Genomic DNA, 22,282 nt, shown 5'->3' on the forward strand with positions numbered 1-22,282 from the left:
AGTACAAACTAGAAAAGGTGATAAAATGAATATAGATAGTGAATTTGTTCATCTACATCTTCATACAGAATTTAGTTTACTTGATGGTTCAGGAAAAATAAGTAAAATAATTAAAAAAGCTAAGGATTTAGGAATGAAAAGTCTTGCTATAACTGATCATGGAGCTATGTATGGGTGTGTAGAATTTTATAAAAGAGCAAAAGAAAATGGTATAAAACCTTTAATTGGATGCGAGATTTATGTGGCAGCTAAGTCTATGTATATAAAGCAAAATGATAAAGATAATAAAATTCATCATTTAGTGCTTTTAGTTAAAAATGAAAAAGGTTATGAGAATCTAATGAAAATTGTTACAAAAGCTTCTGTAGATGGATTTTATTATAAACCAAGAGTGGACCTTGATTATTTAAAAGAACATAGTGAAGGTCTTATTGCTTTAAGTGCTTGTCTTGGCGGTCATGTGAATTGGCTTTTGAATAATGATCAATTGGAAAAAGCTAAGGATATTGCTTTAGAATACAAAGAAACTTTCAAGGAAGGTTTTTACTTAGAACTTCAATACCATAATATACCAGAACAATTAAAAGTAAATGAAAGATTGGTAAAACTATCAAAGGAATTTGATATACCTATGGTGGCAACTAATGATGTCCATTATATTAATAAAGAAGATGCCAAAGCACATGAAGTTTTGTTATGTATTCAAACAGGAAAAACTTTAGATGATGATAATAGAATGTCTTTTGAAACTGATGAATTTTATTTGAAATCAGAAGAGGAGATGAAGAAGTTATTCTCATATGTTCCAGAAGCTATTGAAAATACTGTTAAAATAGCGGAAGAGTGTAATTTTGATTACGAATTTCATGTAAGTAAATTACCAGAATATCCTCTTGAAAAAGGACAGGATCATTTTAAATATTTAAAAGATTTATGCTACAAAGGTTTAAATGAAAGATATGAAGATATAAATGATGAACTTAAAGATAGATTGGAATTTGAGTTAAACATTATAAACGAAATGGATTATATAGACTATTTTTTAATCGTGTGGGATTTTATGGACTATTGTGTTAAAAGCAATATTATGACAGGACCAGGAAGAGGAAGTGCTGCAGGTTCTTTAGTTGCATATACATTGGGAATAACAAAAATAGACCCTATAAAGTACAATCTAATTTTTGAAAGATTTCTTAATCCAGAACGTATATCCATGCCTGATATAGATAGTGATTTTTGCTATGAAAGACGTGGAGATGTAATTGATTATGTGGTAAAAAAGTACGGAGAACGAAATGTAGCGCAAATAGTTACTTTTGGAACAATGGCAGCTAGAGCCTGTATAAGGGATGTAGGAAGAGCCATGAACTATTCCTATGTAGAAGTGGATAGAATAGCTAAAATGATGCCTATGGTTTTAGGAATAACCATAGATAAAGCATTAGAAATTAATCAAGAGTTAAAAAATCTTTATGATGACGATGATAGGGTAACTAGATTAATAGATATTTCAAGAACTTTAGAAGGATTACCAAGGCATACATCAACTCATGCAGCGGGGGTAGTTATAGCCTCAAAACCTCTTGTTAATTTTGTTCCTTTACTTAAAAATGATGAAGCCATAGTAACTCAGTTTACAATGACGGAATTAGAAGAACTAGGACTTTTAAAAATGGATTTTTTAGGACTTAGAACATTAACTGTTTTAAGAGATACTATAAGCCTTGTAAAAAAAGACAAAGGAATAGAAATAGACTTAGATAAAATTGATTTTAATGATAAAAAAGTTTATGAAATGATAGGAAAAGGGAAAACAGTAGGAGTATTTCAGCTTGAATCTGCAGGAATGACCAGCTTTATGAAAGAACTAAAGCCAGAAAATCTTGAGGATATCATAGCAGGAATAAGTTTGTATAGACCGGGTCCTATGGCTGAGATTCCAAGATATATACGAAATAAACATAATCCAGATGCAATAGAGTATGCTACACCAGAATTAAAAAGTATTTTAGATGTTACCTATGGGTGTATGGTATATCAGGAACAGGTTATGCAAATAGTTAGAGACTTAGCAGGTTATTCCATGGGTAGAAGTGACTTGGTTAGGCGTGCTATGTCAAAAAAGAAACATAAAGTTATGGAAGAGGAAAGAAAGAACTTTATTTATGGAATAGAAGAAGCAAGTGGAGAGATAATTGTAGAAGGTTGTGTAAGAAAGGGAATAACTCCTGAGGCAGCTAATAAAATTTATGATTCTATGATGGATTTTGCATCCTATGCTTTTAATAAATCTCATGCGGCTGCTTATGCTGTAGTGGCTTACTATACCGCATATTGTGTATGTTATTTTCCACATGAATTTATGGCGGCTATGCTTAATAGTGTAAAAGGTAATGGTGAAAAAGTGCCAGTTTATGCAAGAGCAGCTAGAGATATGAACATAGAAATTTTACCTCCAGACATAAATGAAAGTTTTGCAAAATTTACAGTAAAAGAAGATAAAATAAGATTTGGATTAACGGCTATCAAAAATGTGGGAGAAAATATAATTGATAATATTTGTGCTATAAGAGAAGAAAAGGGTAAATTCACCAGTTTCGAGGACTTCTGTAGTAAGATTGATACTAATTGTATCAATAAAAGAGTTATAGAAAGTTTAATCAGAGCAGGTGCCTTTGACACGATGAATGTATATAGATCAAAACTTTTAGCTGTATTCGAATTAATTTTAGATTCAATGTCTAATCAAAAAAAGAAAAATATTAAAGGACAAATGACTTTATTTGGAATTCATAACGAAGAATTTGAAGAAATTCAAATTAAATATCCTGATTTAAAAGAATTTGACAGAAAAAATATATTATCTATGGAAAAAGAAATTACAGGTCTTTATTTATCAGGGCATCCCTTAGAGGAATATGAAGAAACGTTAAGAAAAGCTACATCAATTAAACTCAGTGATTTAGTCGATGAAGCTTCCTTAGAAGATGATAGCATTGAGGAATCAATTACAGACACAAATACAAAAGGTGTATCAGACGGAGATAGAGTCATTATCGGCGGTATAATAAGTGAAGTTACAAAAAAAATAACTAAAAATAATAATAAGATGGCATTTATAAAAGTTGAGGATTTATTTGGAACGGTGGAAGTTATTATTTTCCCTAAAATTTTAGAAAGATTCACAAAATTAGTAGAAGAAGATAATATTGTTTTAGTGAAGGGTAGAATAAGTATTAGGGAAGAGGAACAACCTAAAGTTATCTGTGATACATTAGAAAGTCTTCAAAAAGTATCTAAAAAAAGTGTCTACATTCTTATAGATAAAAACAAAGAAGTTAAAACAGTTAAAAATGAAATCAGTAATATTTTAAAACAAAATAAAGGTAATATTCCTATTGTTATTTGTACCAAGGAAAAAGGAAAATTTATGTTAGCAGAAGAATTGTGGGTAAATGAAAATGAAAAACTTTTAAATTACCTTTTTGCTAGGTTCGGGGAAAAGAATGTAAAAATAGTATAAGATAAAAATGACTACTTTACCATTTGTTTCTAATAGAGTAGTCGTTTTTAGTTTTTTAAAGTTAAAATAGAAGTATTAAATTTGTTTAAATTCACAAAATAAATAATGTATAGGTATACACAAGAATTATTTCATTAAATTTTACCGTTTTATGTTGAATATTTATGGCTTTTCTTATAAAATTACTATAGGAGTAAAGATGCAAATAATCTATTAAAAAGATGGTTTACATTTTCCGATTAAGTTAACCAATTATAAGGTTAGCATATTATGATAATAACGGGACAAATTTAGACCCGGTGGTCATAGGAGGAACTATAATGAGATCAATTGCTGTTTTAACTTCTGGTGGAGATGCGCCAGGCATGAATGCTGCTATTAGAGCGGTTGTTAGGTATGGTTTAGAAAAAGGTATAAAGGTTATGGGTGTGCAAAGAGGGTATAGTGGGTTAATTAATGGTGAAATCTTTGATTTAGGGAGACATGGCGTTTCCGACATAATTCAAAGAGGGGGAACAATTTTAAGAACTGCAAGATGTCAAGAGTTTAGAACAGAAGAAGGTAGAAAAAAAGCTGCTAATATTTTAAAAGCTTTTGGTGTTGATGGATTAGTTGTAATAGGTGGAGATGGATCTTTTCAAGGAGCAAGACTGCTATCTCAATTAGGAATAAAAACTGTTGGGATACCAGGCACTATAGATAATGATTTAGCATATACAGATTTCACAATAGGATTTGATACTGCTTTAAACACTATCTTAGATGCCATTAAAAAATTAAGAGATACATCATCTTCTCATGAAAGAGTTAGTATTATTGAAGTTATGGGAAGAAATTGTGGTGATTTAGCTCTACATGCGGGTATTGCTGGTGGTGCTGAAAGCGTAATTGTACCTGAAAAAGGTTTTAACGTGGATGAACTTTGTAGAACAATTTTACAAGGTAAACTTCAAGGTAAAAAGCATAACTTAATCATCTTGGCAGAAGGTGTTGGCGGTGCTCAAGAGTTATCAAAAACTGTTCAAGAAATAACTGGTATTGATACAAGAGCAACAGTTCTTGGACATATTCAAAGAGGTGGAAGCCCAACTGCTTATGACACAATATTAGCTTCTAGACTTGGTGGAAGAGCTGTAGAATTACTATTAGACGGTAAATCATCAAGAGTTGTTGGTATAAGTAAGGGTAAAATTGTTGATTTAGACATTGAAGAAGCATTGACAATAGAGCAAACATTTGATGAAGAATTATATGAATTAGCTAATATTATTAACAAATAATATAAAGTGAGTAAGCCTCAAAACAAATAAAAATTAGTTTAAGGAGAGAGACTATGCAAAAAACTAAAATGATTTTTACAATTGGACCTACATCTGAATCAGAGGAAGTATTATCTCAATTAATAGACATTGGTATGAATGCTGCAAGATTAAACTTTTCTCACGGAGACCATGCTGAACATTTAGGTAGAGTTGAGAAAATTAAAAAATTAAGAAAAAAACTCAATAAACAAATTGCTATTGTATTAGATACTAAAGGACCAGAAATCAGAACAGGGGTGTTCAAAGAAGGAAAGGTTACTTTAGAAGAAGGAAAAGAATTTACAGTTGTTTGTGGTGAAGAAATTGAAGGAGATGTTACTAGATGTAGCGTTTCTTATAAAGATTTATGCAATGATGTTAAAGTGGGAAGCACAATCTTAATTGATGATGGTTTAGTAGGATTAACTGTAGATAGAATTGAAGGAACTAATGTTATTTGTAAAGTAGCTAATACTGGTGTAGTTGGAAGTAGAAAAGGAGTTAATCTTCCAGGAATATCTACTAACTTACCGGCATTAACTGAAAAAGATAAAGGTGATTTAGTTTTCGCATGCGAAAATGGATTCGATATGATTGCTGCATCATTTATTAGAAAAGCTTCAGACGTTATTGCTATCAAAAAAATATTAGAGCAAAATGGAGCACCTGATATCAAAGTTATTTCTAAGATTGAAAACCAAGAAGGTGTTGACAATATAGATAAAATCATTAAATATTCTGATGGTATAATGGTAGCTAGAGGAGACATGGGTGTTGAAATTCCTTTAGAGCAAGTTCCATTAGTACAAAAAGAAATAATCAGAAAATCTAAAGAAGCTGGAAAATTCGTTATAACAGCAACACAAATGTTAGATTCTATGATGAGAAATCCAAGACCTACAAGAGCAGAAGCATCAGATGTAGCTAATGCAATATTTGATGGTACTGATGCAATCATGCTTAGTGGAGAAACTGCAAATGGTAAATACCCACTTGAAGCTGCTTCAACAATGTCAAAAATAGCTATAGAAGCAGAAAAAAGAATGGATCAAAAAAATACATTAAAAAGAAAAGTTATAGAAGCACAATCAAACGTATCTAGTGCTATTAGTTATGCAGCTTGCACAACTGCTCAAGAGTTAAATGCTGCTGCTTTAGTTACAGCAACTCAAACTGGTAACACAGCAAGAATGGTATCAAAATATAGACCACAAGCTCCAGTTATTGCAGTAACACCAAGTGAAAGAGTAGCTAGAGGATTAGCATTAAATTGGGGAGTATATCCTTTATTAGCTAAAATGGTTTACTCAACTGACTCATTAATTAGCGAATCTGTTGATAAAGCAGTTGAAGCAGGAATCGTTAAAAATGGTGACTTAGTAGTAGTTGCAGCTGGTATCCCTGTACACTATTCAGGAACAACTAATATGTTAAAAGTTCATATAGTTGGAGATGTATTAGTAAAAGGAAAAGGCGCAGGTCATTCAGCTGGATACGGAACAGCTAAAATAGTTACTAATTTAAAAGAAGTAGAAGATTTAGTAGAAGATAATGATATATTAATAGTTAAAACCCTTGATAAAGAAATATTAAATGTAATGGATAGAGTTACAGGTATAGTATCTGAAACTGGTGGATTAACTTCACACGTTGCTATTGAGTGTTTATCAAGAGATATTCCAATAATATGTGGAGCAACAGATGCAACTCATATTATTAAATCAGGAACATATATTACTCTTGACCCAGACAGAAGTGTTGTTTATAGCGGAAGAGCTAGTGTTAAATAAAATTGAATTATATAAAAAACATCCTTTTTAAGGGTGTTTTTTTATATAATTGTTAAATTTTTATTATAAATTTGAAAAACTTGTATATTTTTTTTATAATAAGGTATAATTAAAAAGAACATATGGCAACTTTTTCTATACCTTTACCCCATTTTGGGGTCTTTTTTTTGCATAAAAACTGCTTTTAAAAGGAAAAATATTAAAAAAGGGAGGCGTATTTTTATGATAAAATTAACTTGTGGAGCCACTGATTGTGTACATAACTCAAGAGAATTATGTACAGCAAGAAGTATACATGTAGGTGGAATAGCTACAGAAAGCTCTGAAGGTACTCAGTGCGATACTTTTTCACCAAAAGGGGTAAAAAATGCATTTAATAGTTTAGGAAACATGAACTTAACAGGTGAATTCAAACAGTTATTCACAAAAGAAGATATAAAAATGAGCCCAGGTATAGGATGTAGCGCAGAAAAATGTGTATTTAATGAAAAAAGAATTTGTTCAGCATCAGATGTAAGAATAGAAGGATTAGGAGCAGACAGTAGTGAAGCAACAAATTGTTCTGCTTTTAGAATGAATTAGAAAATAAAAGAGCTTAAATGAATAATTCACAATTCAAGATAAAATTAAAATTTTATTATGAATTGTGAATTGTTTTTGTTATAATAAATAGAAACTGATTTAACAAATATATAAGAATTCTTTGCCATATGTAAAGTATTTATAATGATGGGAGAAAGTTGATGAAAAAAAATATACCAGTTGAAAAAAATAAAGAATATATAGTGACTATTGTGTCCTATGGGTCAGATGGAGAAGGTATAGGAAAGATAGATGGTTTTCCTATTTTTATAAATAGAGCTATAAAAGGTGAAGAAGTGAAAGTACTTTGCGTTAAGGTTAAGAAAAATATGGCTTATGGGAAAATAGTAGAAATTATTAAAAGCAGTGAAGATAGAGTGACTCCAATTTGTAATATTTATGATCAATGTGGAGGATGTAATATTCAACATTTATCCTATGAAGCTCAATTAAAACTAAAAAAAGATAGAATAATAGATTGTCTTTCAAGATTAGGGAAAATACCTATGGATAATATAATAGTTCATGACACTATAGGCATGGAAAATCCTTATAGATATAGAAATAAAGTTCAACTTCCTGTAGGTGAAGGGAAAAATGGGGAAATAAATATAGGTTTTTATGCTAATAGAAGCCATAATATAGTAGATATGAATACTTGCTATATTCAAAGTGAAATAGCTGATACATTAATGAAACTAGTAAAACAATGGATGAAGAGATATAATATATCGGCTTATAATGAAGAAACTCATAGTGGAATTATAAGACATATTATGTTGAGAAGTGGGTTTAAAACTGAAGAACAGATGGTAGTTATAGTAACAAACAAAAATAAAGTTCCTTATATTAATGAATTAATTGAAGAGATTATAAATAATATAAAAGGCGTTGTTAGTATAGTTCAAAACATTAATACAAGAAATACTAATGTAATATTGGGAACTGAGTGTGTTACTTTATGGGGAGAATCTCATATAAGTGATTACATAGGTGAATACAAATTTATTATATCTCCATTATCATTCTTTCAAATCAATCCTATACAAACAGAAAAATTATATAGTAAAGCTTTAGAGTATGCAGATTTACAAGGTGATGAAGTTGTATTTGATGCTTATTGTGGAACAGGTACTATTTCATTATTCTTATCTGAGAAAGCTAAAAAAGTATATGGGGTAGAAATTATACCTCAAGCTATAGAAAATGCAAAAGTAAATGCAGATAGAAATAAAATACACAATGCAGAATTTATTGTGGGTAAATCAGAAGAAGTGATACCACAAATGATAGAAGAAGGCAATTTTGCAGAAGTTGTGGTAGTAGATCCGCCGAGAAAAGGTTGTGAATTTAAACTTTTAGAAGCAATAGGACATATGAAACCAGAGAAAATAGTTTATGTTTCTTGCGACCCAGCTACACTAGCTAGAGATTTGAAAATATTGATGGGGTTTGGCTATGAGATATTAGAGGTACAACCTGTGGATATGTTTCCGCAGACAAGCCATGTGGAGTGTGTTGTATTGATAACAAGAAATGATAAGTAAAGTGTATAAAAGCCTTGAAATAAGGGGTTTCCGAGAGTTAGAGTGTAAACTTTAACTCTCGGATTTTTTGTTGAATTAATCAGAGCCAAACATATCCACCTTAAAAATGACCTAGGGTTGAGTTGACAGGATTAAAATGGATAGGTTGTGGAGATAGTATGGATACTGGCTTTATGAGTAGTTAGAATAGATGTTAAGTTATTTTTTTCTAATAAATTATTTTATTTAGACTAATTATCATGTGAATGGAAACAATTAAAGATAAGTAGTTTAAATTTAATAGAGAGGTTATGCAATGGGAGATAATAACAATAATTTAACACCAAAGATAACATTTATTCCAGCAAAAAAGAAACGAGACAAAAGGGTAGCTATATATTGTAGGGTTAGTACAAATCACTATTCTCAAGAAGAAAGCTTAGAAGCACAAATTGAAGGATTAAAGCAAATAGTAAAAAATAATCCTGATTGGAGTTTATTTAAAGTCTACACAGATAAAGATTCAGGAGGAAATACATTTAGGTTTGGATTTCAGAGCATGATATTTGATTGCTATGAAAACCGTATTAATATTGTATTAGTAAAGTCAATTAGCCGCCTTTCAAGAAATACGGTAGATTTACTTGAAACAGTGAATAAATTAAGGTGCATGGGAATAGAGATAATATTTCATGAAGAAAATATCAAAACCAGTGAAGCAGAAAATGATGTGTTTATAGCGGCATTAACTGCATTTGCACAGGCTGAGAGTGAATCAACAAGTGAAGCTATAAAGTGGGGATTAAAGAGAGGGTTTGAATCTGGTCAATCTAAGCTTTATAATAGAAAGTGTTACGGGTATAAACATAACGAAAAAGGTAAACTTACAATTGATGAAGCACAAGCAGTGGTTGTTAGAAAAATGTATGATTTATATTTAAGTGGATATAGTGTAGACTTAATTATACGTGACTTAGAGTGTGCAAATATCAAATCTCCTATGGGTAAAGATAAGTGGTCTAAACGTGCTATTAAAACTATACTAACAAATGAAAAGTATATAGGCAATGTAATTTTAGGTAAAACCTATACAGGTGCATTTCCTAATAATAAACAGCAAAGAAATTATGGTGATCAAGAAAAATATTTGCTAGAAAATTCTCATGAACCAATAATAGAACATGAAAAATTTCAGAAAGTACATGAGGAAATAATACATAGATGTAACGTTGAAATAGTAGATGGTAAAATAAAAAGAAAGAAAACACATTATAGCTCAAAGAAAAGAACATAGAATTATATGCAATGGAAAGATAAAAATAATGAAAGAGAGGTTAAACTATGCAAATTGCACTAACTAAAAAACTATCTACTGCTATGGGGATAAAACCAGCGATTATTAAAGCAGAGGTAAACCCATTATTTACTTGGACAGCAAACTGGACTAAAGTTTGGGATAATCGTAGAACGGAAGATATGCTTGTTTTAGTAAACAATGCTACTAGATTTACTGTTGCCGTTTATCAGGTAAAGAGAAAGGAATTAAAAAACATAAGCGAAATTATTAACACTGCAATTTCTAATACACTTTTAGCCATGAATTTTAGTGAAGAGGTTGTGGCGGAGTATATGGAAATGTCAGATGATATAGAATTTGTTCAAAATAATAGCAGGCAAGCAGCATCATGGGTAACAAAGGCTGGATTAGAATGCTCCCATTATGTTGGAAGAGAATATGATGGGAGTGAAAAAGTATTCAATGATACAATAGGTTGCTTTTCCAATAGACTAATAGTAGGTTGTAGTGGTAAAAGTGAGAAAAGTTTTTATCCTTATAAATTAATGAGAGAGGAACTTGAAAAAATTACTGGAAAAGAGATTTATAAATATAAAGCTTTTGAGTTAGAGGTTACGCTTGATTTAGATATATATAAGGCTATAAGAAAAATAATTGTACCAGCAAATATAAAGTTAGATAGCTTCCACAAGGTGCTTCAGTCGGTATTTAATTGGAGAAACTATCATTTATATGACTTTACTGTTTTTGATAAAGATACAAATGAGTTAATAAAAAGAATAGTACCCTTTGAAGATGATTTAGAATACGATAATAATGCTATTTTAATGGGAAATCATACTCTTAAAGATATATTATCTGAGAAAAATTATATAATTTATACCTATGATATGGGCGATAACTGGGAACATGAAATTAAACTAATAAATGTAATAGAAGACTATGATAAAGAGTCACCATATTTATTAGTAGCAGATGGACAATCGCCGCCAGAGGACGTGGGCGGAGTAACAGGATTTATTGAGTTTCGAGATATTATGATGAATTCAAAATCTCCAGAATATGAGGAAATGAAAGTGTGGGCAGGGTATTGGAATTTAGAACTAAATGATTGGCAAAAAAGACCTGGTCTCATATGGTGGTAAATATGCTAAGACATTAATAATACGAATTCAACCCTATTGTAAATAGTAAAGTAATAAACTAAATAAATTATATACGGATATTGATGAAATGGCTATTTAACAAGCTTTGAGAGGGAATTATATCGTGAAAATGACATCAATTCTATCATTTTATTTAGAATAACTATCACATGTTGAGAGTGTTGTATTGATGTCAAGGGTTGAGAAATAAGAGTGTAAAAAAGGCTTGAAATATGAACTTTCCGAGGGTCGGGATAGAAACTCTGACTCTCGGATTTTTTATTGAATAAATCGGAACCAAACATATCCACGATGGAAATAACGTAGGGTTGAGTTGACAGCATTAAAATGTGGAGGTTGTGGAGATAGAAATGTTGAATTCAGATATCTGATATTTGTCATGATACTCGCTTATAAAAACATAAATTAGATACTTGATATTTTATAGCCGAGAAAAAAATAATATGCATAGAAGCAATCTATAGAGTTTTACACACTTTGATTTTATGCGTCAAACAAAACATTTGTTGCATCGAACATTTTATTTGACGCACATCGAAATATATGCTATAATCAAGGTGTTTAAATCAAATGAGGAGGCTTTTGGAATAATGAAGGCTTGTTATAATAAACTTCTTAAAATGCTAATAGATAGAGAAATGACAAAAACCGATTTGCGTCAGCAGGCGAAGATTAGTAGTAGTACCCTTGCAAAGATTGGCAAGCAAGAAATGGTCAGCTCAGATGTTCTTGTGAAAATCTGTAATGCACTTCAATGTGATATAAGTGATATAGTTGAATTGGTAAAAGATGAAAATGAAGAGTATATTGCCCATTTTCATCCCGATAAGCTAAAGGTGGTATCACTCTTCTCAGGTGCTGGAGGTATGGATCTTGGATTTATAAAAGCCGGGTTTGAGATAATTTGGGCAAATGATTTTTTTGAAGATGCGGTTAATTCCTATAGAAAGAACATAGGAAAACATATGATTCATGGTGATATCACTAAGATTTCTAGTTGTGATATACCTGATGGTGCAGACGTAGTTATAGGTGGATTCCCATGCCAAGGATTTTCAGTAGCAAATACTAGACGTTCTATGGAGGATAAGCGTAATTTCTTGTATAAAGAGATGCTTAGAGTAATTGCTGATAAAAAACCTAAATTTTTTGTAGCAGAGAATGTAAAAGGACTTTTATCTATCGAAGGTGGTAAAGTTTTTGAAATGATAAAATCTGATTTTGAAAATCTTAAGGATACTGATGGTAATATTATAGGATATAAAGTTGATGCAAGAATCTTAAATGCCGCAGAATATGGAGTTCCACAGGCTAGAGAAAGAGTTGTAATTATTGGTAATAGAATAGGAGTAGAGAATCCTTATCCTGTCGCTACACATTATGTTGAAGGGGTATCGAAGTGTTCTGAAAAATTACTACCAGCAATTACAACAGAACAAGCGATTAGTTTCCTATCCGATAAAAAGCTTACAAAAAATATAGTTCTAGTGAGTAAGGAAGAGATAGATACACACATAAAAAAGACTGGATTATCTGATGTTGAGGGATTTTACTCGATTTTAGGTATAGATTCGAATTATAATGAGATTTTTATAAAGAACCACATCGCATCTGAAAATGTGGCGGATACCTTTTGGGGAAGGAAATATGAAGTTAATCAACATGATATTTGTGATTATTTGCGATATTGGAGAGGTAAGGCTGGGTGGACAACTAAAAGAGTTGATGAACATTTTGGTTATGCACATACTGCTGGACATTGGTTTAGAAAAGATAATAATTCAGGTAGCATTCCAAAGCCAGAAGATTGGTGGGAATTAAAGAAAATACTAGGATTTGATGATAAGTATGATGAGGCTGTTACAACTCTTATAGAAAAGGAAATACAATTCGAGCAATCATTACGAATCACTAACTGGGATAGGCCAAGTGATACTATAACTGCAACAAGTCCAGAAATCCATGTTAACAAGATGCGAAGATTGAGTGCAAGAGAATGTGCTATTTTGCAAACATTTCCACTGGAATATGAATTTACAGGTAGTTTGAATAAGATGTATACACAGATTGGTAATGCCGTTCCTGTTAAACTTGCAACAAAAATAGCAGAAGGAATATACAAAGCAATAGAGGATGATAATCAATAGTATAATAAGTGATATAGAAGAGAAGAAGAGGGTTTCATATCACCCTCTTCTTTTTGCTAGATATCCATTTCTATGTATCCAAGCCAAGCGTTATTTCTTGAATTGTATCTGTCTCGTAAATCATTGTTGTTCAATCTCATACTATCACCACGATGTACAGCTCTGACCATTTTAGTATTATCTTCCGATGTATATGTCCAATAACAATTATGAGCAGCATCAAAGAATATATCCTTTGAACCCCTTGTTTGAGGAATATTAATTTTAATATAGCCTTTTGATAAACAATGTTTTTCAGCCCATGTTTTCTTATCCTTCGCAGAAGCTGGAATAGGCACAGGTGTATAATATGTACCATTAGATTTTGAATAATATTTATAGGTTTTGAAATTGAGTATCAAATCTCTACTAAATAGATTTGATAATTCTCCATTAGGAATGCAAACTAAAATTAAAGATGGTTTTTTTCCGCTGCTTGTACTTCTTGAAATATCAAAATTAACATTGTCATCTCTATAGATAATCTTTATTATATATGTTAAAATTGGCAATCTACTTACTCTTGCACGAGTTTCTAAATTACTTATAGTACGAATATACTTATGACTAGAATTATCAAATGATGTTTGATTTGGCTCTACAGATGTATACCTTATATCATTTGAATTACCTTTTGTATCAAGTGTTTTACAATCTATACATAAAATAGAATCTTCAAAAACAACACCTAAATCAGAACTAATAGGAGATTCATAAATTCCTTTGATATCATCCATCATATTTTTATATACATGATGGCGAACCAAACGTTCAGCAGCTACCTTTATTTTGTTTTTTACATTCCATGTTGACGCAAGTTTGCTGTAATTTAACTTAATTTCATTTTCAATAGAACGCAAGTCATCTTGAAAATCATTAGAAGATATAATTACTTCTAATTTAGAAAAATATTTCTTTTCAAGGTCCAAAAGGTTTTTTTGTGCAGGTGTGGTTGAAATTTTGGTGTCTTGTTTTGACATAGTTATTCTCCTAGTATAATAAGTTTTTATTCATCGACTTGAGGGTCGAAATTGTCTAGATAGAATCTAAGCTTATTTCGAACATAATCAGACATATTGGGGTTTTTATGGATTATTCTAACCCTCTTCTTATCCCCATCTAATAGTTCAAAAGTTGGTACTTCGCTAAAATTGTACCTAGCCTTACCTGGATTTTTTCCAGCTTTTAATGGTCTAGAACCGTAATGTTCTTCAAGTTTGCCATTTGGCAAACTCATGATAGAAATCAATTCGCATCTTTGTGTGACTGAGCTGTTTAATAGGCAAACAAAATATGTTAGTGTTATCTTCTTTTCCCCATTTGATTTACTATAGAATGTTGGAAGATTAGGTGAATACTCCTCGTGATATTCCGTAGGTCTACCAGCATTCTTTATAATAGTTCCAGCATAAGAGTTTTGATTTTCACCTACAAAGATGCAGGTGTTAAAATCACCTGTATTGTCCTGTCTGGTTGTACCTTCACTTGTTGTAACGCTTTTTAAATCGATATGTATGTAAGCATCTTCAACCTCGAAAAACAGGTCTGAACTAACAGGACAAGAATTAGGTTGACCAGCAATTTTTCCGTTAAGTAAAGCATAAACAATTCTCTCACTACCTACATCAAATTGAGAAATTCCTCCGTCTTCATTTCCGTATAGTCCTTGCCAATCATTTCTTATATCTTCCATAGACAGCATTCCACGTACTATTTCATCTTCTACGAATTTTAGGAAATGCCAGTATTTCATTAAATATTTGTGTTCTAAAGTCTCCAAATCATGAAGTGAAATATCAGAATTATCGAATAGCATATTAGTATCTCCTTTATGTTTTATAATTAAGAATTCATTACTCAAGTTAATCTTCTATAGTTTCCATGATGTCTTCTAATTTGCAACCTAGCGTTTCGCATATTTTAAGAAGAACATCGGTTGTGATATTGCCGCCCTTACCAAGCTTGGCAATAGAGGCAGCACTGATTCCGGCAGCCTCTTTTAAGTCTTGCTTGTTCATATTTTTGTCGATTAGCATTTTCCAAAGTTTATTGTAACTTATGCGCATTTTTGTTCTCCTCATTAAATCAATAATTTGTTTCCATCATCATATCGTAGTGTTGGCTTTGTTCCATATATTTGAAAATCATTTCAAAGGCTGTTCGACATTGGCTCACATTCATACCACCATCAACGAAGTATAGACCATCACTTATTCCATGAGAACTGCTACTAATATAAGAGAGCATTGATGCAACAATTTGAAGTTGAGTAGTATCTTCTGTACCATCAGCTTTCTTTAAGATGAACTTGTCTTTATTTTCTTTTAGAAGCTTGTCCTGAAGGTTCGTTCCATCGTATCCACAAAGCTGAATAAAGTAGTATTCCAATATTCTGCGAATAACATTGAGCAGTGGAATAGCTGAATTTACTTCTTTATATTCAGACCACAGTGCTGCATATGAATTTTGAACCGGATTGTAGTTTTCCTCAGTACCACGATTATCTCTTACGCATGGAATGATAGCAGATACGTTATCATTTTTTATTATATGAAAAAACGACACGTAACGATAATGCCTTACCTGGTTCACTGTTATTTCACGATGGAAATATGCATTGTGGGTTAAGATAAATATCTGCTTTATGTAATCACCCTTATAAGGGGTATCCTTATAATCCACATTGTTATGACATATTGATATCATTTCACGAACAAGTGAACTTACAATGAAAAGTGCACTACTGTCCATACTAGATACTGGGTCATCAATTACAACAATTTTATCTCTATTGTCAGTTCCATCTGTAAGAACAACTTGATTGCCATTAGTATCTGTCATTATCTGTGCATCTCCAATATTTCCATTACCGTGTGCAAGATGATAGAAATATAGGAAAGCAATAAAATTTTTTTCGCCTTCACTGAGTTTTACTGCCGGTTTTCCGTCTTGACGAACAACTGAATAAACGTTTTGTAATGTTAGATGTTCTTGAATACTAAATCCTTGAAAACCAGAATCCCTCAAAAGTTGATTCATACTGTTTACAGCATCAGAGGTGTTTATAATTTGACTACTAAGTACAGCAATAGCCTCATTAAGTTTCTTTGCTTGCTCAGATTGTGCTGTAATATCTTCTGTAAGCTTTTGTATAGCATCAGAAATATCCTTTTTACCCTTTTGATAACTTGTGATATCCGATTGCAAGTTGTAAGCTAATAACTCCCATACATATTTGATGCAAGTAGTTTTATTTTGTTGTTTGGATTTAACTACATTATTATTTTCGCCAATTCTCTTATTGAAAACATTTATAATGCTATTTAGTTCTTCTAAGAGTGGAGCAGTATCCTCTAATTCAACTATGCTACTTGGTTCAGAAGTTTTAGTAGTGATTTTTTGTATATTTGATGCAATTGTGGATTTGAAAATTGCAAGCTTATCTGTGTACTCTGTTAAATCTAATTTAGGAAATACATCTTGTGGTTTAACTTGCAAAGGAATAAAAAGTGTATTGGCAACATTCTTATATCCTGTTAATAAAGTATTTAAAGCAGCTATATCTGCTTGATATTGTTTATCAAAACAGGAAGCAATTTGAGTTTCAAAATCATCTGGTAGTATTTGCTGACAATAAGGACATTTCCCTTCTGTATTTTCTTTATAGTGCTCATGACCTTGACGAATCCAATCTGTAGCATTAATTACTTTTATAAATTGGGCAAATGGAGTTTCACTGCTACTAGCTATAGATTTTTGTAATAGTTCTATCCCTTCAACGGTATCAAGTATTTTAGTGTTATTTATTGAAGAAAACAAAGAATATGTACACGCCTTTGGGTCAAAGGCTGTTTCATATAATGATTTTAATTCATCAATACTATATTGAGTTGGATTTTTTATCACCGCCACTTTTTCAGTAAATTGTAATTTTCGTTTATATCCGGTTTGGGTTAGTGGGAAAGCCTCACGAATGGACTTTGTTTTATCCCAACAATCATTTTGAAAAGAAGAGTATAGCATACTCAATTCCGATTTTTTAGATTCTATGCTGGTCTTGAGCTTTCCAATAGTACCATCTAGGATACTTTTTTCTTTCTTATGCTCCGCTACTTGATTTTGCTTATCTATATTTTGCTCATTCATGGTGAAGACTCCTGGGAGTCCACCATAAAGTTGAATGTTTGCATCTATAAAGTCTTGATTATATACCAAAATATTATAATCGTTAGGTGTTTTACCAAGTTCAAATTCAACACTGCTAGTGTCAGCAATTACATTTGGTGATTCATTAGTAGGTTTTCGTAGCTTGTTTATGGCTCTCGCTATAGTTGTTTTTCCAACTCCGTTGTTTCCAAAGAAAAAATTGATATATGTTGGTTTAAGGGAACAATTATTATATGTGGCATCCGATATTGTTAAATTTTTGATTGCTGATATTTGTTTTTCGTTCATTAGACACCTCCAGGTATTTAATATGCCATTACAGGCATTCCAGCAGACCTTAGTTCTTCTACTAAATTAATTCTTTTAATTGTCCAATGCGTACGGCTGAACTCGTTATATTTATTGTTTCCTTTAATACCTAGGTTAAATATTATTTCATTCAATCTCTTTTGAGATAAACAATTAATTGGTTGGTAATAGATTTTTATGCCATTGTCCTGTACAGATAATCCTGTTACAAAGCCATAATACGCTACTTGAGTATCGTCAGATGTACCATATACCGTATTTTCTGATGCAAAAATAGCTGGGAATGTTTTTATTAATTCTATTGCTTCTGGGGAAAGTGAAAAAACATCATCTTTTATATCTTTAGACATATTTTCTGTTAAAGCACGGTCTTTAGGAACAATAAAATGACCAGCTTGCCAATCTACAAAAGTTTCACCACCGATAACAAAAAGATTGTAATACTCTTGGCTAGTACCATATTGGCCTATAGCAACGTTAGTTGGTCGTTGTTGTTGGTATATAGGAAATACCATTGTATTATGGACTTGCATTGCGGCAACTTTATCAATATGTATATTTTTAGCTCCATTTTGATTTACTGTAGTACCTACAGTTGGCATATTTGAAATACATTTATTGGTAAGTTCGTTAATCAATGTATGCCACCTCCGTTAAATACTAAGTTTGTCCACATATTCAATATGAACGTTCTTCTCTCCATATTGATTGACAATAGTTGGATTATTTATAATTTGAACTCTTGAAGATTCTGGTGTTTTTTCTTCAGCGGAACCTGATGGCTCATCGTCATCCTCGACTTTCGCATCTATATAATCTGGTTTATCACTTTCTAAATTATTATAAAAGTTATCTTCCACATTAGCACAAGAGTCAGCAGCAGATTCTTCAGAAGCACTATTTTTTTTACAATCACTCTTCGGAGTGATTTTTCTATTTGTACATGCTGCTTCCTTAATAATAGTAGTAAATAACTCAGCTATTTTTATTGAAGCATTATGTAAGTTTATTTCTGGAAGATACGGTGTAAAAGAATCACAAAGCAGTTGTATTGTAGAATCGGGGAAGTCATTGATATACTGCTCAAATTCCATAGGTTCTATATAAGCTGTAATGCTACGAGCAATCTTTGGAATGTTATTATTGCCATTATAGTATGCCTTGAATGTTGGGTCTTTTAATGACTCTATAGTAACTTTACCATTATCATCAACAATAGTATCAAATAAAGTCCTTGTAAATGAACTAGTGCTGTTTCCAGCTCCAATTATAGGGAATAACATTTGTGCAAATTCGCTAAATCTCAATATACATCACCTCATATCCAAACATATCTACTGATACCATCTCATACCAAAGCCATTTTATACAATTAAAGTAGACAGTAGCCAATAGAGTATTGTCATAATATACTTAATTTTTTCAATAAATTCATTATATCAGACAATAATGGGAAATTCTACATTTTGCGAAATTTATCTCTGCAAAAACGAAAATTATATCGCAAAAATGTAGTTTTCTTAATAAGAGCAGGTTACTTCATGTAATTTATAGTAAGTAAACTTTAAAGGCTGTTGCACTCAAAGTAAGTAAAATCTTAAAAATATATTATTTAAGCCTATGGCGCGCGACATTTGGCGAGGATATGCATATCGAACTCTATTGTTTAAAGGCAGTAGTATGTTCGATTATGGATCCCGCCTTATTAGTCGCGCCTTTTTAGGTTGTGTCTGTTTGGTTTTCTGATGCAGATGTCCTCGCCAGGTTGCAAAACCATAGCGGAAAGCGAGGACAAAAAATGAAAATCAATGAAAATCAGAGCAAAGAATATTTAATCCCAATGGAGGTTACTAACGAGACAATTCGTGATTTTGGTATTGACCCTCAAAAAGTGGTTTATACTAAAATTGGAAACAAAAATGTTAAGGCAATTATGGTACCAGTTGCTTCAAAGGTACAGTATGACGAGTATATGAGGCCATTATGGGCTGAAGCCAAAAGAGAAGAACGTAGCAGACGATGCACTGTTAGTAATGGCAAGGGTAAGCTAAAGAGATGTACTGAAGATTGCAGTAAATGTAAAAGGCTACATGAGGGTTCTGTTATTTCACTTGATGAATTACAGAGTGAAGGTATTGAGGTAGCACATACTGAAAAGGACACAGCTGATATAGTTATAGATATGATGGTCATAGAGGAATTAACAAAGGTTCTTGAAGAGCTAGATCCAGATAGTAGAAGAATATGTGAGTTAATTAAAGAAGGTTTTTCAGATAGGGAGATGGCAGCAGATTGCAAATTACCTAAGAGTACTCTTAATGATAAGAAGCGAAGAGTGCTGACAAAATTGAAAAAACGAATAGATGAAATAATATAATAGGAAATGCTGTAACAAGAAATAATGTGTTACAGCATTTTTCCTAATCTTTTTTACAGTAAAACATCGTCTCATAGCCATCAGCATTTAACTGCAGTCCTTTTATCCATGGGGGGGTTCTTCCCATCTTTTTACAGATGGCATTCAAAGATTCATCCATAGAACATTCAATAATTAATTCATCATGCACATGGCCACATATGAAATAGTTTTTAAGTGTACCCATAGCAAAGCTTAGAATATCTCTTGAGATTGCTTGCACAATATTTTCCACAAATTTTGGGCCATATGATTCTATGCGTTCCCATTTCTTTGTTGCTCCTATACCTTCGTAAGTTACGGATTCTCCACCAAACTGGTTGGTTCCAATTTTAGGTTTAACATAAGCTAACTTTCTACCAGATGGGAGTTTTATAAAGATCATACCACTTTGGTAAATAAAATAGATACCGTGGGTTTCAGTGGTGATTTTTTGCTTGATGGCAATTTTCACTGCATTATCAACATCCCACCAAAAACGTACGATGTTATGATTTGAAGTTCTCCATGCATTAACTAGGGGCTGTAAATCTTCTTCATTAAGACCCATATCCAAGGCACCCATTGCTTTTAAGGCTCCAACTGATCCACCGTAACCACAAGCCAGTTCTGCCTGCTTACCTTTTTGACGTAGATGGCTGTTTCTACCATGTTTTTCAACTGGAACACCAAACATAGCAGAGGCGCTTGCACAATAAATATCTCCATTATTAGCAAAAACGTTATTCCTCCATGTCTCTTGTGCTAGATGTGAGAGTACCCTCGCTTCTATTGAACTATAGTCTAGCACTGCAAATTTATATCCAGTCCTTGGAATAAAAGCGGTGCGGATAAGCTCTGATAATACTTCGGGCACAGAATCATAAAGCATTTCTAATGCAGCATAGTTACTGCTTTTTACAAGGTTACGAGCTTGCTCCAAATCTGGCATATGGTTCTGAGGTAGATTTTGCAATTGAATTAAACGACCTGCCCAGCGGCCACTACGATTTGCTCCATAGAAGAAAAACATTCCTCTAGCACGGCTGTCAGTACATACAGCATTTTGCATTACTTGATATTTTTTAACACTGCTTTTTGCAAGCTGCTGACGTAGAGTAAGAACCTCGGTAAGTTGCTGTGGAGCATCCTTTAGCATTGCTGTTACAGCTTTTTTACCAAGAGTATCAGTCTCAACTCCATTGTCAGATAACCATCGTTTCATCTGCACCACAGAATTTGGGTTATCAAGATTTGTAAGTTTCTTCATTTCCTCTGATAGTTCTGCCTTAGAACGCTCGTCCATTATAAGTGCCTGTTCAACAACTCCCATATCAATAGCGATTCCACGATCATTGATTTTTTGGTCTATGTGATATTCGTACCATACAAATTCTGGCACAGGAAACTTAGCCAGCTTTTTCTGAATGGACATTTCAACTTCAACATCTCTGCGGTTGTAGGAGACAAAGGTTGCCCATTTTAATGTATCATGCATAGGAAGATTACGAGTGCGACCTCCATTTGTTTTTGTAGGTTTACATGGAACACAGAAGTAGCGGATAAGATCTCTGCCATTCTTCATTTTCTGTTCCTGTAAGCCAAGCACAGCACCAACACCTTCAAGGGACAATGGCAGTCCATTATAAGCTGACCATACCATAGAGCACTTCCAAGAGGCGGGGTCTAGGTAGTTACTCACAGTGTCACCGATAGTATTGTAGCTCTTGAAATATTCAGGATAATTTTTTCTAAGCCATGCTGACAGGCATATACGCTCAAAAGCCACATTGAATCCCCATTTGGTAACATTATCATCAGTTAATGCCTCTATTATTGCTTGTGGGATTTTCTCTCCACAAGCAAGGTCAATTACTTTAACATCATCACCATCAATGCTATATCCGAAAAGTAAAATGGTAAAATCCTTGCTTTCGCAATAACGATAAACTCCACTTTTCTTTAAATCTATATTGCTAAAAGTTTCTAAATCTATACTGAGTGTTTTCATTTCTACCTCCAATTCATTATCCTCAACAT

Annotated in this window: 16 protein-coding genes and 1 pseudogene; 10 read left to right on the top strand and 7 right to left on the bottom strand. The window is 32.3% G+C overall.

Translation table 11 applies throughout. The annotated features are described in order from the left end of the window. Positions 1-25: 25 nt before the first annotated feature. The 9 genes and pseudogenes from BUB83_RS07880 to BUB83_RS07920 all read left to right on the top strand — a co-directional run bounded on the left by BUB83_RS07880 (position 26) and on the right by BUB83_RS07920 (position 13,332). Positions 26-3,523, top strand: coding sequence for a DNA polymerase III subunit alpha (locus tag BUB83_RS07880; protein WP_073337911.1), 3,498 nt, complete (start codon positions 26-28; stop codon positions 3,521-3,523). Positions 3,524-3,843: 320 nt separating this feature from the next. Beyond that, positions 3,844-4,803, top strand: coding sequence for a 6-phosphofructokinase (gene pfkA, locus BUB83_RS07885; RefSeq protein ID WP_073337912.1), 960 nt, complete (start codon positions 3,844-3,846; stop codon positions 4,801-4,803). Positions 4,804-4,856: 53 nt separating this feature from the next. Further along, positions 4,857-6,614 carry a pyruvate kinase gene (gene pyk, locus BUB83_RS07890; protein WP_073337913.1) on the top strand — a complete coding sequence of 586 codons (1,758 nt, stop codon included), beginning with the start codon at positions 4,857-4,859 and terminating at the stop codon, positions 6,612-6,614. A 222-nt stretch (positions 6,615-6,836) separates the two neighbouring features. Continuing rightward, complete coding sequence (locus BUB83_RS07895) at positions 6,837-7,196, top strand: DUF1540 domain-containing protein (protein ID WP_073337914.1); 360 nt, start codon at positions 6,837-6,839, stop codon at positions 7,194-7,196. 161 nt (positions 7,197-7,357) lie between these two features. After that, positions 7,358-8,743 carry a 23S rRNA (uracil(1939)-C(5))-methyltransferase RlmD gene (gene rlmD, locus BUB83_RS07900; protein ID WP_073337915.1) on the top strand — a complete coding sequence of 462 codons (1,386 nt, stop codon included), beginning with the start codon at positions 7,358-7,360 and terminating at the stop codon, positions 8,741-8,743. Between the two features lie 295 nt (positions 8,744-9,038). Beyond that, positions 9,039-10,016, top strand: a complete 978-nt coding sequence (locus tag BUB83_RS07905) for a recombinase family protein (protein ID WP_073337916.1) — start codon at positions 9,039-9,041, stop codon at positions 10,014-10,016. A 47-nt stretch (positions 10,017-10,063) separates the two neighbouring features. Beyond that, positions 10,064-11,164 carry a plasmid pRiA4b ORF-3 family protein gene (locus BUB83_RS07910; RefSeq protein WP_073337917.1) on the top strand — a complete coding sequence of 367 codons (1,101 nt, stop codon included), beginning with the start codon at positions 10,064-10,066 and terminating at the stop codon, positions 11,162-11,164. Positions 11,165-11,775: 611 nt separating this feature from the next. Further along, a pseudogene (locus BUB83_RS22930) lies at positions 11,776-11,976 on the top strand (helix-turn-helix domain-containing protein); the annotation flags it as partial. Positions 11,977-12,021: 45 nt separating this feature from the next. Continuing rightward, positions 12,022-13,332, top strand: a complete 1,311-nt coding sequence (locus BUB83_RS07920; RefSeq protein ID WP_423231139.1) for a DNA cytosine methyltransferase — start codon at positions 12,022-12,024, stop codon at positions 13,330-13,332. A 56-nt stretch (positions 13,333-13,388) separates the two neighbouring features. Here BUB83_RS07920 and BUB83_RS07925 read toward each other — a convergent pair whose 3' ends face one another. From BUB83_RS07925 to BUB83_RS07950, 6 genes are read right to left on the bottom strand one after another with little or no spacing between them, the layout of a single operon-like run. Then, positions 13,389-14,351, bottom strand: coding sequence for a hypothetical protein (locus BUB83_RS07925; RefSeq protein ID WP_073337918.1), 963 nt, complete (start codon positions 14,349-14,351; stop codon positions 13,389-13,391). Between the two features lie 26 nt (positions 14,352-14,377). Then, the gene (locus tag BUB83_RS07930) at positions 14,378-15,187 is read right to left on the bottom strand and encodes a PDDEXK family nuclease (RefSeq protein ID WP_073337919.1); all 810 of its coding nucleotides are present in this window, start codon (positions 15,185-15,187) and stop codon (positions 14,378-14,380) included. A gap of 46 nt (positions 15,188-15,233) precedes the next feature. Continuing rightward, complete coding sequence (locus tag BUB83_RS07935; RefSeq protein WP_073337920.1) at positions 15,234-15,437, bottom strand: helix-turn-helix domain-containing protein; 204 nt, start codon at positions 15,435-15,437, stop codon at positions 15,234-15,236. Between the two features lie 19 nt (positions 15,438-15,456). Beyond that, positions 15,457-17,826 (bottom strand): AAA family ATPase, encoded by a 2,370-nt coding sequence (locus BUB83_RS07940; RefSeq protein WP_073337921.1) that lies wholly within the window; start codon positions 17,824-17,826, stop codon positions 15,457-15,459. Positions 17,827-17,843: 17 nt separating this feature from the next. Further along, positions 17,844-18,485 carry a hypothetical protein gene (locus BUB83_RS07945; RefSeq protein WP_073337922.1) on the bottom strand — a complete coding sequence of 214 codons (642 nt, stop codon included), beginning with the start codon at positions 18,483-18,485 and terminating at the stop codon, positions 17,844-17,846. Between the two features lie 15 nt (positions 18,486-18,500). Next, complete coding sequence (locus BUB83_RS07950; RefSeq protein WP_073337923.1) at positions 18,501-19,154, bottom strand: hypothetical protein; 654 nt, start codon at positions 19,152-19,154, stop codon at positions 18,501-18,503. A 458-nt stretch (positions 19,155-19,612) separates the two neighbouring features. Between BUB83_RS07950 and BUB83_RS07955 the strand changes: the two genes are divergently transcribed. Next, the gene (locus tag BUB83_RS07955) at positions 19,613-20,224 is read left to right on the top strand and encodes an RNA polymerase sigma factor (protein ID WP_143160498.1); all 612 of its coding nucleotides are present in this window, start codon (positions 19,613-19,615) and stop codon (positions 20,222-20,224) included. Positions 20,225-20,267: 43 nt separating this feature from the next. Here BUB83_RS07955 and BUB83_RS07960 read toward each other — a convergent pair whose 3' ends face one another. Beyond that, positions 20,268-22,253, bottom strand: a complete 1,986-nt coding sequence (locus BUB83_RS07960; RefSeq protein ID WP_073337924.1) for a DNA polymerase — start codon at positions 22,251-22,253, stop codon at positions 20,268-20,270. Positions 22,254-22,282: the final 29 nt, after the last annotated feature.

Origin of the sequence: Clostridium grantii DSM 8605 (assembly GCF_900129965.1) — a bacterium.
Classification (GTDB): Bacteria; Bacillota; Clostridia; order Clostridiales; family Clostridiaceae; genus Clostridium_AF; species Clostridium_AF grantii.